The sequence below is a fragment of the Oceanibacterium hippocampi genome (assembly GCF_900172325.1).
GTDB classification, from domain to species: Bacteria; Pseudomonadota; Alphaproteobacteria; order Sneathiellales; family Sneathiellaceae; genus Oceanibacterium; species Oceanibacterium hippocampi.
Genome location: NZ_FWFR01000001.1, coordinates 1,268,709 through 1,282,169, shown reverse-complemented (window position 1 = coordinate 1,282,169; position 13,461 = coordinate 1,268,709). Strand labels below are relative to the sequence as shown.

14 protein-coding genes are annotated in these 13,461 nt (G+C 67.7%); 9 read left to right on the top strand and 5 right to left on the bottom strand.

Going from position 1 to position 13,461, the window contains the following annotated elements; all coding sequences use genetic code 11:
• Position 1 precedes the first annotated feature (1 nt).
• Entirely contained in the window at positions 2-346 is a 345-nt protein-coding gene (locus OCH7691_RS06040) for a ribbon-helix-helix domain-containing protein (RefSeq protein ID WP_176244942.1), read from the bottom strand.
• 265 nt (positions 347-611) lie between these two features.
• Positions 612-887, bottom strand: coding sequence for a BolA family protein (locus OCH7691_RS06035; RefSeq protein ID WP_085883529.1), 276 nt, complete (start codon positions 885-887; stop codon positions 612-614).
• A 210-nt stretch (positions 888-1,097) separates the two neighbouring features.
• Here OCH7691_RS06035 and OCH7691_RS06030 point away from each other — a divergent pair, with 210 nt between their 5' ends.
• From OCH7691_RS06030 to cobT, 4 genes are all read left to right on the top strand, one after another.
• Entirely contained in the window at positions 1,098-1,526 is a 429-nt protein-coding gene (locus OCH7691_RS06030; RefSeq protein WP_085882460.1) for a helix-turn-helix domain-containing protein, read from the top strand.
• A 162-nt stretch (positions 1,527-1,688) separates the two neighbouring features.
• Positions 1,689-2,177 carry a J domain-containing protein gene (locus tag OCH7691_RS23750; RefSeq protein WP_139839541.1) on the top strand — a complete coding sequence of 163 codons (489 nt, stop codon included), beginning with the start codon at positions 1,689-1,691 and terminating at the stop codon, positions 2,175-2,177.
• Positions 2,178-2,226: 49 nt separating this feature from the next.
• Positions 2,227-3,225: a cobaltochelatase subunit CobS gene (cobS, locus tag OCH7691_RS06020; RefSeq protein WP_085882458.1), complete on the top strand. Its 999-nt coding sequence runs from the start codon at positions 2,227-2,229 to the stop codon at positions 3,223-3,225.
• Positions 3,222-5,156, top strand: coding sequence for a cobaltochelatase subunit CobT (gene cobT, locus OCH7691_RS06015; protein WP_442417840.1), 1,935 nt, complete (start codon positions 3,222-3,224; stop codon positions 5,154-5,156). The genes cobS and cobT overlap by 4 nt, the downstream gene beginning before the upstream one ends.
• An 81-nt stretch (positions 5,157-5,237) precedes the next feature.
• Here cobT and OCH7691_RS06010 read toward each other — a convergent pair whose 3' ends face one another.
• Positions 5,238-5,900, bottom strand: a complete 663-nt coding sequence (locus OCH7691_RS06010) for a cell wall hydrolase (RefSeq protein ID WP_176244940.1) — start codon at positions 5,898-5,900, stop codon at positions 5,238-5,240.
• A gap of 510 nt (positions 5,901-6,410) precedes the next feature.
• Positions 6,411-7,169, bottom strand: a complete 759-nt coding sequence (locus OCH7691_RS06005; protein ID WP_217807824.1) for a dienelactone hydrolase family protein — start codon at positions 7,167-7,169, stop codon at positions 6,411-6,413.
• 148 nt (positions 7,170-7,317) lie between these two features.
• Here OCH7691_RS06005 and OCH7691_RS06000 point away from each other — a divergent pair, with 148 nt between their 5' ends.
• Positions 7,318-8,292, top strand: coding sequence for an esterase-like activity of phytase family protein (locus OCH7691_RS06000; RefSeq protein WP_085882455.1), 975 nt, complete (start codon positions 7,318-7,320; stop codon positions 8,290-8,292).
• A gap of 84 nt (positions 8,293-8,376) precedes the next feature.
• Here the strand turns inward: OCH7691_RS06000 and rpmB are convergent, their stop codons facing one another.
• On the bottom strand, positions 8,377-8,673 hold the full coding sequence (gene rpmB / locus OCH7691_RS05995) for a 50S ribosomal protein L28 (RefSeq protein WP_085883527.1): 297 nt from the start codon (positions 8,671-8,673) through the stop codon (positions 8,377-8,379).
• Positions 8,674-8,907: 234 nt separating this feature from the next.
• Here rpmB and OCH7691_RS05990 point away from each other — a divergent pair, with 234 nt between their 5' ends.
• From OCH7691_RS05990 to OCH7691_RS05975, 4 genes are read left to right on the top strand one after another with little or no spacing between them, the layout of a single operon-like run.
• Positions 8,908-9,906: a proline racemase family protein gene (locus OCH7691_RS05990; protein ID WP_217807823.1), complete on the top strand. Its 999-nt coding sequence runs from the start codon at positions 8,908-8,910 to the stop codon at positions 9,904-9,906.
• Between the two features lie 48 nt (positions 9,907-9,954).
• Positions 9,955-12,513, top strand: a complete 2,559-nt coding sequence (locus OCH7691_RS05985) for a helicase-related protein (protein WP_085882454.1) — start codon at positions 9,955-9,957, stop codon at positions 12,511-12,513.
• Complete coding sequence (locus tag OCH7691_RS05980; RefSeq protein WP_085882453.1) at positions 12,510-12,899, top strand: RNA-binding S4 domain-containing protein; 390 nt, start codon at positions 12,510-12,512, stop codon at positions 12,897-12,899. Before OCH7691_RS05985 ends, OCH7691_RS05980 begins: the two co-directional genes overlap by 4 nt.
• Positions 12,896-13,450 carry a hypothetical protein gene (locus OCH7691_RS05975; RefSeq protein ID WP_085882452.1) on the top strand — a complete coding sequence of 185 codons (555 nt, stop codon included), beginning with the start codon at positions 12,896-12,898 and terminating at the stop codon, positions 13,448-13,450. The genes OCH7691_RS05980 and OCH7691_RS05975 overlap by 4 nt, the downstream gene beginning before the upstream one ends.
• Positions 13,451-13,461 lie beyond the last annotated feature (11 nt).

The following is a 13,461-nucleotide window of genomic DNA, read 5'->3' as shown; positions in this document are numbered from 1 at the left end:
CTCAGACCGACGGTCCGGCGACCAGCGCATGGGTACCGACCGACGGCTTCATCGCCGAGGCCGCATAGTGGATCTCGGTACTCGCCTCCCAGGCGACGCCGACATAATAGTCGAGGATCGCCATGCGGATCCGGGAGGTGCGGCTGCTTTCCGTCCGGAGCGGATCCTGGTCGGCCTCGCGGCAGAACTCGCTGATGCTGATGTCCCGGCGCTGGCAGATGTATTCCAGCGCGCACCATTCCTTCTCCTCGAGCCGGATGCTGGTGCGGAACTTGCGCCGCGAGCGCGGTTCGTAAACGGTTATGTTGCGGTTTATGAGCGATCCCTGTGTGTAGTCCCGATGCACGATGAGCCTCCTTGGCTGTGACATTCTTCACGCCTGCCCAAGCCGCACGATTCAACCATAAGCGCAGCCGTTCGTTACTTTTGTTAGTTATTCGCTATTTTAACTAGATAAAAATACCACTGAAAAGAGATTTTATGCACGTATTACCCTTCCGCCGGGAATCCGCGGGGAGAACCGTCGCAAATCGGCGACAGGGACGGGTGATCGAGGGGCTATCGCCCGGCCGGACTGCGGGGCCGCGCGGCCGGGATCGGCTGAACGGCGCTCAGGCCGTGGATTCGGCCGGCGTCAGGGCGCGAATCGCGAGCGCATGGATGTCGCTCGCCATCTCCTCGGCCAGCGCCTCGTAGACCAGCCGCTGCCGGGCGACGCGGCTCAGCCCCTCGAAGCGCGCCGAGACGATCTCCACCGTGAAATGGCTCTCGCCCTGGGGCCGGGCACCGGCGTGACCCGCATGGCGGGCGGAATCGTCGACGATGACAAGACGCTCCGGCGCCAGAGCCGCGCTCAGCTTCTCTTCGATCGCACTGGCCACGCGCATGTCGCCGATCCTCCTGTTGTCCGGACCCATCGCCGGAGCCTCTTTTCTGCATCGCGAGGCCGGGGAGGCAAGCATTTTTCTCTCGTCACGCGTAAAGGCCTATACATTTCGTATACATCGACATAGACTGCGGGAATACTCACTGAGTTGTTTGCGTATTGGGAGGGGGCCAAGCGTGAATCAGTGACTCCATGGTTAACGGAGGATTCAATGGCCTTACCCACCGCTGTCGGAGCCACGCCCGTGCCGCGCAAGCCGAACTCGTCGAAGAAGCCCTCCGCCGGCGAAATCGATCGTTTCGTCGGGACCCGCATCCGGGAACGCCGGATCACGCTCGGGCTGACACAGCAGGAACTCGCCGAGCGCATCGGCGTGACCTACCAGCAGGCACACAAGTACGAGCGCGGGATCAACCGCATTTCGGCCGGTCGCCTCTACAACATCGCCGCCGCACTCGAGGTGCAGGTCGCCTATTTCTTCGAAGGCATCGACAATCCCGTTCGCAGCAATTTCTCGCAGCGCCAGCGGATGTGCCTCGAACTGGCCCGCAACTTCACCCACATCACCAATCAACGTCACCAGGAAGCGCTGAGCCACCTGGCCCGTGCGCTCGCCGGCGAGGACCAGCAGGAGTCCTGACCCCGGTCAGCGGTATCGCGCCGCGATCCGGACACTCTCAATCTTGTTTCCGGGCAACCGACGCACCATACTCCCCCGATGCGAAACGGCGTTGGCGGAAACAGCTTCGGGCCTGAGCGCGACACAGGCACCGCGGAGCGGATGTGCGAGCATCCGGACTGCATGGCTGCGGCCCCCCATCGCGCGCCCCGCACCCGCAGCGGCGAGACCGGCTATCACTGGTTCTGTCGCGAACATGCCCGGGCCTTCAACGCACGCTGGGATTTCTTCGCGGGCATGAGCCCGGACGAGATCGAGCGCTTTCGCCGGGCCGATCTGACCGGCCATCGGCCGACCTGGCGCTTCGGTCTCCAGAACGGCCTCGACGGCTCGACCCGGGGCGACCCGTTCGGCTTCGCCGAGGAACTCGGTCTTCGCGATCCATCCCGCGCCACACCGGGCGGCCGCTTCGTCGGCCCCGAGGAACGGCGGGCGCTGGAACTGTTCGGGCTCGACCCGGGAACGACGACCGCCGCGACGATCAAGCGTCGCTACAAGGAACTTGCCAAGCGCTACCATCCCGACACCAATGGCGGCGACAAAGAGGCCGAAGAACAGCTCAAGGCGATCACTCAGGCCTATCGCGTACTGCGTGCGGCAGGCTATTCCTGATCTCGACGGGCCGCGTACGCATATTGGACACTCAGACAGGCATCTATTCATGACCACGACGAATCTCGAGGCTCCCGTTTCCGCGATCAACCTGCCGGATATCGAAGTCTCAGTCAGCCAGACCTTCGGCCTCGATAGCGACCTCAAGGTTCCCGGCTTCAGCGAGCGAACCGAGCATGTGCCCGATCTCGACGAGGCCTATGTCTTCGACCCCGAGACCACGCTCGCGATCCTCGCCGGCTTTGCCTACAACCGCCGGGTCATGATCCAGGGCTATCACGGCACCGGCAAGTCGACGCATATCGAGCAGGTCGCCGCGCGCCTCAACTGGCCCTGCATCCGCGTCAACCTGGACAGCCATATCAGCCGCATCGACCTGGTCGGCAAGGACGCGATCGTGCTGCGCGACGGCTACCAGGTGACCGAGTTCCGCGAGGGTCTGCTGCCCTGGGCGCTGCAGTCGCCGATGGCCATCGTCTTCGACGAATACGACGCCGGCCGGCCGGACGTGATGTTCGTGATCCAGCGCGTGCTCGAAGTCGAGGGCAAGCTGACCCTGCTCGACCAGAACCGCGTGCTTCGCCCGCATCCGGCGTTCCGGGTCTTCGCGACCTCCAACACCGTCGGCCTCGGCGACACGACCGGTCTCTATCACGGCACCCAGCAGCTCAACCAGGGCCAGATGGACCGCTGGAACATCGTCGCGACCCTCAACTACCTCGAGCCTGAGGTCGAGGCGGAGATCATGCTCTCCAAGCTGCCGCAATATGACGACGATGCCGGCCGCAAGACGATCGCCTCGATGATCGCCTGCGCCGACCTGACGCGCGCCGGCTTCATGGCCGGCGACATCTCGACCGTCATGAGCCCGCGCACGGTGCTCACCTGGGCCGAGAACGCGAAGATCTTCCACGACATCGGCTTCTCCTTCCGGGTCACCTTCCTCAACAAGTGCGACGAGATGGAGCGTTCGATCGTGGCCGAATACTACCAGCGCAGCTTCGGCAAGGAATTGCCGGAATCGAGCGTCGCCGGCCGCACCCACTGACCGGATCGAGCACGTCGTTGTCAAAGTTCAGCAAATCCGAGAGCCCGAACGAACCGTTCCGTCGCGCCGTTTCCGCGACCATGCGGGCGCTGTCCAGGGACAAGGAACTGCAGGTCACCTTCGGGCCGGAAACCCCCGGCCTGCGGGGCGATCGGGCGCGCCTGCCCTCGCCCGGACGGGACCTCTCCAGCCACGAGATCGACCAGATCCGCGGCCTCGCCGACAGCATGTCGCTGCGCAAGCGCCATCATGACAGCGGCGTGCACAACCGGCTGCTGCCCAAGGGCTCGACGGCCCGGGCCGTCTTCGAGGCGATCGAACAGGCCCGTGTCGAGGCGATCGGCTGCCGCAACATGGAGGGCGTCAGCAACAACCTGCGGGCCGCGCTCGAGGAGAAATGCCGGGCCCGCGGCTTCGAACGGGTGCAGGATCGCTCCGAGGCGCCGCTCGCCGAGGTGATCGGCTTGCTGGTGCGCGAGAAGCTGTCCGGCGAGGCGGTGCCCGAAAGCGCCGTCAGGATGGTCGATCTCTGGCGCGAGGAAATCGAGTCCAAGGGCGGCCAGGACCTCGACGACCTGTCGGAACGGGTCGGCGACCAGGAGCGCTTCGCCCGGGCCGCCCGCCGGCTGCTCTTCGATCTCGAACTCTCCGACGAGGACAGCAACGAACTGTCCGAGGACGAGGAGGACGGCGACGACGACCAGGCCGAGCAGCAGGAGAGCCAGAGCGACGGCGGCGACGGCGACGACGGCCAGCAGTCCGCCCAGGGCGAGGAGGACAGCAGCGCCGAGGACAGCGAGGGCCAGGTCGAGGACAGCGAGGCCGGGGCCGAGGGCGACGAGGAGATGCAGGGCTCGAGCGAACAGCCCGCCGAGGACCGCGAGAGCCGCTATCCCGACGATTTCCGGAACTATCCGGACCCGGCCGCCTACCGCGCCTTCACCACCGAGTTCGACGAGGTCGTCAACGCCGACGATCTCTGCGACGCCGAGGAACTGGCCCGCTTGCGCATGCACCTGGACCAGCAGCTCAGTCATCTGCAGGCGATCATCTCGCGGCTCGCCAACCGGCTGCAGCGCAAGCTGATGGCGCAGCAGAACCGGAGCTGGGACTTCGATCTCGAGGAAGGCATCCTCGATGCCGGCAAGCTCGCGCGTGTGATCGCCAATCCGGTGCTGCCGCTTTCCTTCAAGCAGGAACGCGACACCGACTTCCGCGACACCGTGGTGACCCTGCTGATCGACAATTCCGGCTCGATGCGCGGTCGGCCGATCAGCGTCGCCGCGATGTGCGCCGATATCCTCGCCCGGACCCTGGAACGCTGCGCCGTCAAGGTCGAGATCCTCGGCTTCACGACACGGGCCTGGAAGGGCGGACAGTCCCGCGAGCGCTGGCTGGCGAGCGGCAAGCCGGCCAATCCGGGCCGCCTGAACGACCTGCGCCACGTGATCTACAAGCCGGCCGACATTCCCTGGCGGCGCGCCCGGCGCTCGCTCGGCCTGATGCTGCGCGAGGGCCTGCTGAAGGAGAACATCGACGGCGAGGCGTTGCTCTGGGCACATCAGCGGATCATCGGCCGGCCCGAGCAGCGGCGCATCCTGATGGTGATCTCGGACGGCGCGCCGGTCGACGATTCGACGCTGTCGGTCAACCCGGGGAACTACCTGGATGCCCATCTGCGCAAGGTCATCCAGTGGATCGAGAAGGCCTCGCCGGTCGAACTGGTCGCAATCGGCATCGGCCATGACGTGACGCGCTATTACCGCCGCGCGGTGACGATCATCGATGCCGAGCAGCTTGGCGGGGTGATGATGGAACAGCTCGCCGGCCTGTTCGACGAGGAAACCAGGGCGTCGGTGCGACGTGGCGAGGGCGTGCCCGGTTTCGGCGCCGCGCCATCGCGTCGAGGCGACGCCCGCCGCCAGGGCTGAGCGGCCAGGCCGTCACCGGCCCGCGCCACGCTTGCCGGCGGCGGTCACATTGGGCGGCCGTTCGACGGGCAGACCAGAGGATCAGTCGAAGCGCGGGAAATAGCGGGCCAGCTCGACCCGTTCGATCTCCTTCGCGGCGCGCCGGCGCAGCGAATAGGCGGTGCGGTAGCCGGCCTTGAGCGCGTGCGTCAGCGGCTCGTCCTTGCGGACGTAGAATATGTGCCGGCCGATCTTGCGGCCACGGGCGAATCCGTCGCGCCAGCTCGGCTGGACATATTCCGCGTGATACCAGAGGGCGCCGTCGGTCGGGTCGATCGCCCGCTGCTTGCGTACCGTCAGCGCGATGTCCTTCGCCTCTTCCCAGGCGATCCAGTCGCTCGGCTCGTCGCTGCGCCCGTCGCACCACCAGGAGAACTGGCAGCGATGCCGGCGCTGCTCGCCGCCCTGCTTGACGACCGCACAGACTTCGCCGGGGAAGCGCGAATCGGCGACCCGGTTCATCACCACGTAGGCAACGGCGAGCTTGCCCGTCGCGTCCTCGCCGCGGGCCTCGAAATAGATGTTCTTGGCCAGGCATTCGAGCTCGTGATCGTTCGGTGCCACGCGCTCGTCGGCGAGCGCCGCCGGCGATGCCAGCGCGACCAGTGCACAGCCTAGCATGCCGCCGAACAGCGTCCGCTGTGCCGGCCGGACGACGAAGCCTCGCCAGAACCGGGAAGCCACGAACGCCACTGTCCGTATCATCTTCGTCATTCCTGTTGTAATCCTCAAGGAACGGCTCGAATCCGCCTGACAGAGTTAATTCGTCTTTAACGGAAATTAACGGCGGGCGACCAATTGTCAAGAATTACCGCCCGCATACCTGCCAGTACAAAGCGCCCGAAGACTTTATTAACCATAAACGTTAGCCATTACACGGCTCATATCCCATCGTTCTTTAAGGTTAATCCTTTCTTAGTCATAAATATCGACCCAACATCCCTAAATATTCGCGTTCGATCATGGGCGCCCGGAAAGTTAACATTTGCCGGGAATCGGCAAGACTCGTTCACTCCTCCGGGATTCAACATGGCGGCGACCGGCCAATCGCCGGCGGCAACTTTCCGGCAGCGGTCGGCGCATCGGACGCAACGCAGTTTTCCGTCGCGACAAGGGGTCGCGGCGGGATGTCGTCAGGTCGCTCGGAAGCGGCCCGGGCACACCGGGAAATGCGGGCGGGACGCGGCCGGGGTGCGGGCCGCGCCCCCGTCCCGCTCAGAGATGGCTGCGGTAGAAGTCGAGCGTGCGCTTCCACGAAAGTTCGGCGTCCGCCTGATCGTAACGCCCGCCGCTCGGGTTGGCGAAGGCGTGATCCGCCTCGTACCAGTGGGTCTCGAAGCTTTTCCCCGCCTTCGTCATGGCCGATTCGAAGCCATCGACCATCTCCTTGTTGATCCAGCCGTCGCGGGTCGCGAAATGGCCGAGCACCGGCCCCTGGAGCGGCGCCAGCGCCTCGGCCGACTTGGCGACGTTGCCGTAATAGACGACCGTCGCATCGACCGGTTCGGCGAGCGCGGCATTGAGCGCCCAGCCACCGCCGAAACACCAGCCGACGGTGGCGACCTTGCCGCCGGCCTTTTCGTGCGCCTTGAGCCAGCGCAGCCAGCCGGCGACGGTCGCCGTCGCCTCGTCCGGCTTGACCCCGGTCATGTAGGTCTTGGCCGCGTCGGGCGTCGTCGCGACCTGGCCACCGTACAGATCGATGGCGAGCGCCACGTATCCCTCGCGCGCAAGGTCGGCCGCGACCGACTTGATCTGGTCGTTCAGGCCCCACCATTCATGGACCAGCATGACGGCCGAGGCCGGCGTCGTCTCGGGCAGCGCCAGCGCGCCTGTCACGGTCCGCCCGTCGGGCAGCGTCAGCGAGACGTCATCAAGGGCGCCGGCGGCGGCCCGGGCCAGCAACGGGTCGGCAAGAATGGCAGCCAACGACAGGCCTGCCGCGCCTTTCAGCAAACTGCGACGCTCGAACATAGTGCCCTCCATCATTCCATGCGGAAAATGCGATCGCCCCTGCGATCCGAACGGTACCGGCGGGGCGGCAGCCGGCAAAATCACGGCTCGGTGATCGGACGGCCGCGAAGATCTTGCGACAGGACCGGTTCCATCGTAAATCCCCTGCATGCGAATCGTCTCCGCCGCGCTTGCGGCCCTTCTCCTCGCCGCCGCTTCCGCCAGCGCCGACCCGATCGAGATCTCGACGACCTCGGTGCCGCTCGACGAAGGCAACCCGCTGCGCCAGAGCGTCGGCGCCCTCGAATTCAAGGGCGCGCTCTGGCTGCGTTCACCGGACGATCGCTTCGGCGGGCTTTCCAGCCTCGCCATGCTGCAGGGCGGCGAGCGCATCGTCGCGGTCTCCGATCACGGCTACTGGTTCACCGCCCGGCTCCGGGAGACAGGGGACGGCCGGCTGGTCGGCCTCGAGCAGGCGGAGTTTGCGCCGATGCTGGACGATCGGGGACGACCGCTCGGCGGCCGCTACCGCGACGCCGAGTCGGTCACCGTCGCCGGCGGCGGGCGGCTCATGGTCGGTTTCGAACGCGACCATCGCATCTGGTCCTACAACCTGACCGGCGATCTTACCCGGGCCCTGCCCCGGCCCTACCTGGACGAGGGCGATTTTGGCGAGTTGCCGAACAACGGCAGCCTGGAGGCGCTCACCACGCTTGCCGACGGGCGCTTCCTGATCATCACCGAGGATTCCCGCGACCAGTACAACGACCTGCGCGGCTGGGTGGTCAGCGGCGGCGCGGCGCTGACACCGATCACGCTGGCGGAAACCGGCGAGTTTCGTCCGACCGACCTGACGACGCTGCCGAACGGCGACGTGATCCTGCTGGAGCGGCAGTTCTCCGTCACCGCCGGGCTGAGCTGCCGGATCTCGCTGATAACCGCCGACACGCTGCAGCCGGACGCACGGCTGATCAGTCGCGAACTGGCCGTCCTCGCGCCGCCGACCCTGGTCGACAATTGCGAGGGGATCGCCGCCGCCGCGACCGCCGAGAAGGGCGTCGTGGCGATCTACGTGCAGAGCGACAACAACTTCAAACCGATCCTGCAGCGCACCCTGCTGATCAAGTTCCTGTATCGTCTGTAGGCTTTCCGAACGGCGAGCGGACAAAAGAAAACGCCGCCGGAAGTTCCGGCGGCGTCTGGTATCGGTCGCTGGCAGCGGCGCGCGTCAGGCCGCGTCGCGTGCCTCGACAATCTTCTTGATCGCCCGCTTCACCTTCAGGGCGCCGTCCGAAAGCTGCTCGTTCTTGGCTTTCAGGAGGAACTGGTCGAGACCGCCGTTGTGCTCGACGGAACGAAGCGCACGGGCCGAAACCTTGAGCGAGATCATCCGCCCGAGAATATCGGAATTGAGCTTCATCCGGCGCACGTTCGGCAGGAAGCGACGGCGGGAACGATTGTTGGCGTGGCTGACATTGTTGCCAGTCATAACGCCTTTACCGGTCAGATCGCAGCTACGGGCCATGATGTCCATCACAGGCAGAAAAACGGGACGCGGGACCCGAAGGCCCCGATGCGAGAGGTGCTTCTAGGCGCTTCGGCCCCGCCCGTCAAGCCCTATCCGGCCCGATGCCGCCGCATCGCGGGGGTCACCAGAGGAGACGTGCGGCGGGCTGGCGAACCCTGCCGGGCCTTGCCACGGTCCCGGCCCTCGATTATTGCGCAAGGGAGGGCGAAACGCCATGCGGAGGGCGGCGCGATGATCGAGATCACCACCGACGAGATGCACACGGGCGGCGAGCCGGTCCGCATCGTCACCGGCGGGCTGCCGCCGATCGAGGGCCGGACGATTCTCGACAAGCGGCGCTACACCCGCGACCATCTGGACCGCTACCGGCGGCTCCTGATGCACGAGCCGCGCGGCCATCGCGACATGTACGGCGCGATCCCGGTGACGCCGGACCATCCGAAAGCCGATCTCGCTGTGCTCTTCATCCATAACGAGGGTTACTCGACGATGTGCGGGCACGCGGTCATCGCGCTCGCCCGCTGGGCCATCGAGCGCGGCCTGGTGAAGGCCGGAACCGAGCGAACGGCGGTCGCCATCCAGTGCCCCTGCGGCCTGGTCCGAACCGAGGTGGCGATGGAGAACGGCCGCCCCGGCGCGGTTTCCTTCGAGAGCGTGCCGGCCTTCGCGTCCCATCTCGGCAAGCTCGTCGAGACCCGTGACTGGGGCCCGGTCACGCTCGACATCGGCTATGGCGGCGCCTTCTACGCGGTGCTCGCCGCTGGCGAGATCGGTCTCGATATCGGAACGAGTCCGGTTGCCCGGCTGACCGATGCGGGCGAGACGATTTCGCGGGCCGCCACCGCGCTGCCGCTCCGCCATCCGGACGAGGAGGATCTCGGCTTTCTCTACGGCACCATCCTGACCGACGGGACCGACGGCGCCGGGCCGGATCCGAGCTGCAACATCTGCGTCTTCGCCGGCCGCCAGGTCGACCGCTCGCCGACCGGGTCCGGGGTCACGGCACGGATCGCCCTCGCCTTCGCCCGCCGCGAGATCGGGCTCGGCGAGGTCCGCCGCTTCCGGAGCGTCACCGGCGCGATCTTCGAGGGCGAGGCGGTGCGCGAGACCCGGGCCGGGCCGCACCGGGCCGTCGTCGTCCGGGTCGCCGGGCGGGCCCATCATTCGGGAACAGCCCGCTTCGTGGTCGAACCGGACGATCCGCTCGGCGACGGATTTCTCCTCGACTGACCTCGGATCTTGCCTTCCGGGCCCGCCGCGACGATCTTCAGAGGCGGAATGGACAGTTCGCAGAGAGTAGCCGGGCCCGGCCGGATCGTCGCCCTGCTCGGGCCGACCAATACCGGCAAGACGCATCACGCGATCGAGCGCATGCTCGGCCATGCGGAAGGCGTGATCGGGCTGCCGCTCCGCCTGCTCGCACGCGAGGTCTATGACCGCATCGTCGCCCGGCGCGGCCCGACCCAGGTGGCGCTGATCACCGGGGAAGAGAAGATCGTGCCGCCCCGGCCCGCCTATTTCGTCTGCACGGTCGAGGCGATGCCGCTCGACCGGGATTTCGATTTCGTCGCCATCGACGAGGTCCAACTCGCCGCCGACCCGGAACGGGGCCATGTCTTCACCGACCGCATCCTGCATGCCCGCGGACGCCAGGAAACCATGCTGCTCGGCGCCGACACCATCGCGCCGCTGCTCAGACGTCTGGTCCCGGACGCGGAGATCCAGGGCCGGCCGAGACTCTCGAAGCTGACCTACGTGGGGCCGAAGAAGCTGTCCCGCCTGCCGCGCCGCTCGGCCGCGGTCGCCTTCTCGGCGGCCGATGTCTATGCCATCGCCGAATTGCTGCGCCGTCAGAAGGGCGGCGCCGCGGTCGTCATGGGGGCGCTGTCGCCGCGCACCCGGAACGCCCAGGTCGAGCTGTTCCAGTCCGGCGAGGTCGACTACATCGTCGCCACCGACGCCATCGGCATGGGCCTCAACATGGATATCGACCATGTCGCCTTCGCCCATCTGAGCAAGTTCGACGGCCAGCGCCGCCGGCCCCTGTCGCCGGCCGAGATCGGCCAGATCGCCGGCCGCGCCGGACGGCACCTGAACGACGGCAGTTTCGGCACCACGACCGACGTCGGAGACCTCGACGAGGAACTCGTCGACATCCTCGTCAATCACCAGTTCGAGCCGCTGAAGCAGCTTTACTGGCGCAACACGGCGCTCTCCTTCGCGACCACCCGCGATCTCGTGCGCAGTCTCGAGGTTGCGCCGCCACAGCGCTTCCTCATCCGCCCGCGCTGGGCCGAGGACCATGCCAGCCTGAAGAGCCTGCTCAATGACCCGGCGGTGCGCGACATCGCCCGCCGGCAGAACGAGATCCGCCTGCTCTGGCAGGTCTGCCAGATCCCCGACTTCCGGAAGTCGATGCACGAGGCGCATGTCACGCTCCTGCGCCGGATCTACGGCCACCTGACGAGCGGGCCGGCCGTCCTGCCCGGCGACTGGGTGGCGGCGCAACTCGACGCGCTGCGCCGCACCGACGGCGATATCGACACGCTGGCGACGCGGATCGCGCACACCCGTACCTGGACCTATATCTCCCATGTCCGCGAATGGACCGCCGACCCGCGGCACTGGCAGGAGAAGGCGCGCGAGATCGAGGACACGCTCTCCGACGCCCTGCACCAGCGCCTGACGCACCAGTTCGTCGACCGGCGCACCACCGTGCTCGCCCGCCAGCTTCGCGACAAGAGCGAACCGCCGGCCGTGGTCAACGACGCGGGCAGCATACTGGTCGGCGGCCATTACGTGGGCGAGATCGAGGGCCTGGCCTTCCGCCCCGACGGAACGCTCGGCGACCCCTCGGCGCGCGGTGTCCGGCGCGCCGCGATCGCCGCCGCCCGCGAGGCGCTCGATGCCCGCGCGACCCTGCTCACGGGCGAAGCGGACGACGCCTTCAGCCTCGACCTCCGGGGGCGGATCGTCTGGCAGGAGGCGACGATCGCCCGCCTTCACGCGGGCGCCGAGGCGTTGCGGCCGGAACTCCGGCTTGCCGACGACGAACTGCTCGGCGAACCCGCCCGGCGCCAGCTTCGCGAGCGTCTGCAGAGCTGGCTCGGGCACCGCGTCGAGACGGTCCTCCGCCCGCTCGCCCGGCTCGCCGGGTCGACGCTGACCGGGGCGGCCCGCGGCCTTGCCTTCCAGCTGCGCGAAGGTCTCGGGATCGTGCCGCGAAGCGACGTGATCGCCCAGATCCGCGCCTTTGCCGACAGCGACTACGGCCGGCTGCGCGGCGCCGGCATCCGGCTCGGCCGCGACTATGTCTTCATGCCGGCCCTGCTCCGGCCGGAGGCGACGGCGCTCCGCCTCACGCTCTGGCGGATCGCCGGCGAGCGCACCGAGATCCCCGCCCCGCCCCTGCCCGGGCGGGTCTCCGCGAGCGCAGTCGGCGACTGGCCGGACGGCTTCGCCGGCGCCGTGGGCTTTCACCGGCTTGGACGCATGGCGCTCCGCATCGACATTCACGAACGCCTGCTCGGCCTGCTCGCCCGGGCCGGACACGACGGCGCCTTCGCGCCGAGCCCGGAGATGCTGGCGCTCACCGGCACGGATGCGGAGGATTTCACCGCCATCCTGAAGGCGCTCCGCTACCGCGTGCTCGATGACGGACGCTTCGAGCCCCCCCGCGAGCGCGGCAAGCGGCAGCCGTCCGCGAAGAAGCGAAGCGGCGGCGCCTCCGGTAACGGCAAGCGCCCGGCGAGGCGGCCATCGACGCGCCCGGCCAGGCCACGCGCCGATTCGCCTTTCGCCGAGCTCGCCGTGCTGCAGCGCGGAGGCGACGATTGAGCGAGCAGGCGCTCCGCATCGACCGCTGGCTCTGGTTCGCCCGCTTCTTCAAGAGCCGGAGCCTCGCCGCGAAGATGGTCGAGGGGCGCAAGCTCCGCCTCAACCGCGTGGTGGTGACCAAGTCGGCGACCGGCGTCCGCCCCGGTGATGTCTTGACCTTCCCGCAAGGGCCGCATATTCGCACCGTGAAGATCGTTGCGCTCGGCAGCCGGCGCGGGCCGGCCACCGAGGCGCAGACATTGTACGAGGATCTGGCGCCGCCCGCGCCGAAGGCGGCGTCGAGCGATGCCATGCCGGAGGTGCCGAGCCGGGATGCGGGCGCCGGCCGGCCGACCAAGGCCGAACGGCGGGCGATCGACAGGCTGCAGGGACGAGAGACGACATGAAGAAGCCATTGCGCGGCGCGCCGCGCGACAAGGTCCGCGACGGCGGACGGTTCGATCCGGACCGGGCGATCCGCACCTGGGAACAGGACGGCATCGCCTATTTCAAGGTCGCGGAGGTCAGCCTGCCGGTGACGAGCAGCGCCGCGGCGCTGGAGCGCGCCGCCCGGGCTGCCGGCCGGGACGTCGAGGCGGAGGCCTACTATGCCTGGGACCTCGGGGCCGAGAGCAGCACTGCCTGGTGGTTCGGCTGGGGCGGCTTCGACCTGGAGGAGGAGATCGTCGCGCATGCGGTGCGCGGCCTGAAACCCGTTCGCGAGAAACTCGCCGCCTTCGATCCGAAGGACAACGATGTCGGTTGCGACAGCGTCGAGGAATATCTCGACCTGCTGGTCGCCGCGCACGATACCGAGCTTTCCGCCGCCGACCTGAAGCGCGGATTCCGCGACTGGGTCAACGCGCTCTCGCCCGAGATCCGGCATATCCTCGAGCGCGACCTGGCGAGCTGGTACCGGCGAGCGGCCAATACCGCGCCGGATCGGGGCGGCAGGTAGCCGCCGGCCCG

What these genes read in the sequence shown, in the direction of transcription:
- OCH7691_RS06000 (WP_085882455.1), top strand. Translation starts at nt 7,318, where the DNA reads ATGCGAATCGTCTCCGCCGCGCTTGCGGCCCTTCTCCTCGCCGCCGCT.
- OCH7691_RS05990 (WP_217807823.1), top strand. Translation starts at nt 8,908, where the DNA reads ATGATCGAGATCACCACCGACGAGATGCACACGGGCGGCGAGCCGGTC.
- OCH7691_RS06035 (WP_085883529.1), bottom strand. Translation starts at nt 887, where the DNA reads ATGCGCGTGGCCAGTGCGATCGAAGAGAAGCTGAGCGCGGCTCTGGCG.
- cobS (WP_085882458.1), top strand. Translation starts at nt 2,227, where the DNA reads ATGACCACGACGAATCTCGAGGCTCCCGTTTCCGCGATCAACCTGCCG.
- OCH7691_RS05985 (WP_085882454.1), top strand. Translation starts at nt 9,955, where the DNA reads ATGGACAGTTCGCAGAGAGTAGCCGGGCCCGGCCGGATCGTCGCCCTG.
- OCH7691_RS06030 (WP_085882460.1), top strand. Translation starts at nt 1,098, where the DNA reads ATGGCCTTACCCACCGCTGTCGGAGCCACGCCCGTGCCGCGCAAGCCG.
- OCH7691_RS06005 (WP_217807824.1), bottom strand. Translation starts at nt 7,169, where the DNA reads ATGTTCGAGCGTCGCAGTTTGCTGAAAGGCGCGGCAGGCCTGTCGTTG.
- OCH7691_RS06010 (WP_176244940.1), bottom strand. Translation starts at nt 5,900, where the DNA reads ATGATACGGACAGTGGCGTTCGTGGCTTCCCGGTTCTGGCGAGGCTTC.
- OCH7691_RS23750 (WP_139839541.1), top strand. Translation starts at nt 1,689, where the DNA reads ATGGCTGCGGCCCCCCATCGCGCGCCCCGCACCCGCAGCGGCGAGACC.
- OCH7691_RS05975 (WP_085882452.1), top strand. Translation starts at nt 12,896, where the DNA reads ATGAAGAAGCCATTGCGCGGCGCGCCGCGCGACAAGGTCCGCGACGGC.
- rpmB (WP_085883527.1), bottom strand. Translation starts at nt 8,673, where the DNA reads ATGGCCCGTAGCTGCGATCTGACCGGTAAAGGCGTTATGACTGGCAAC.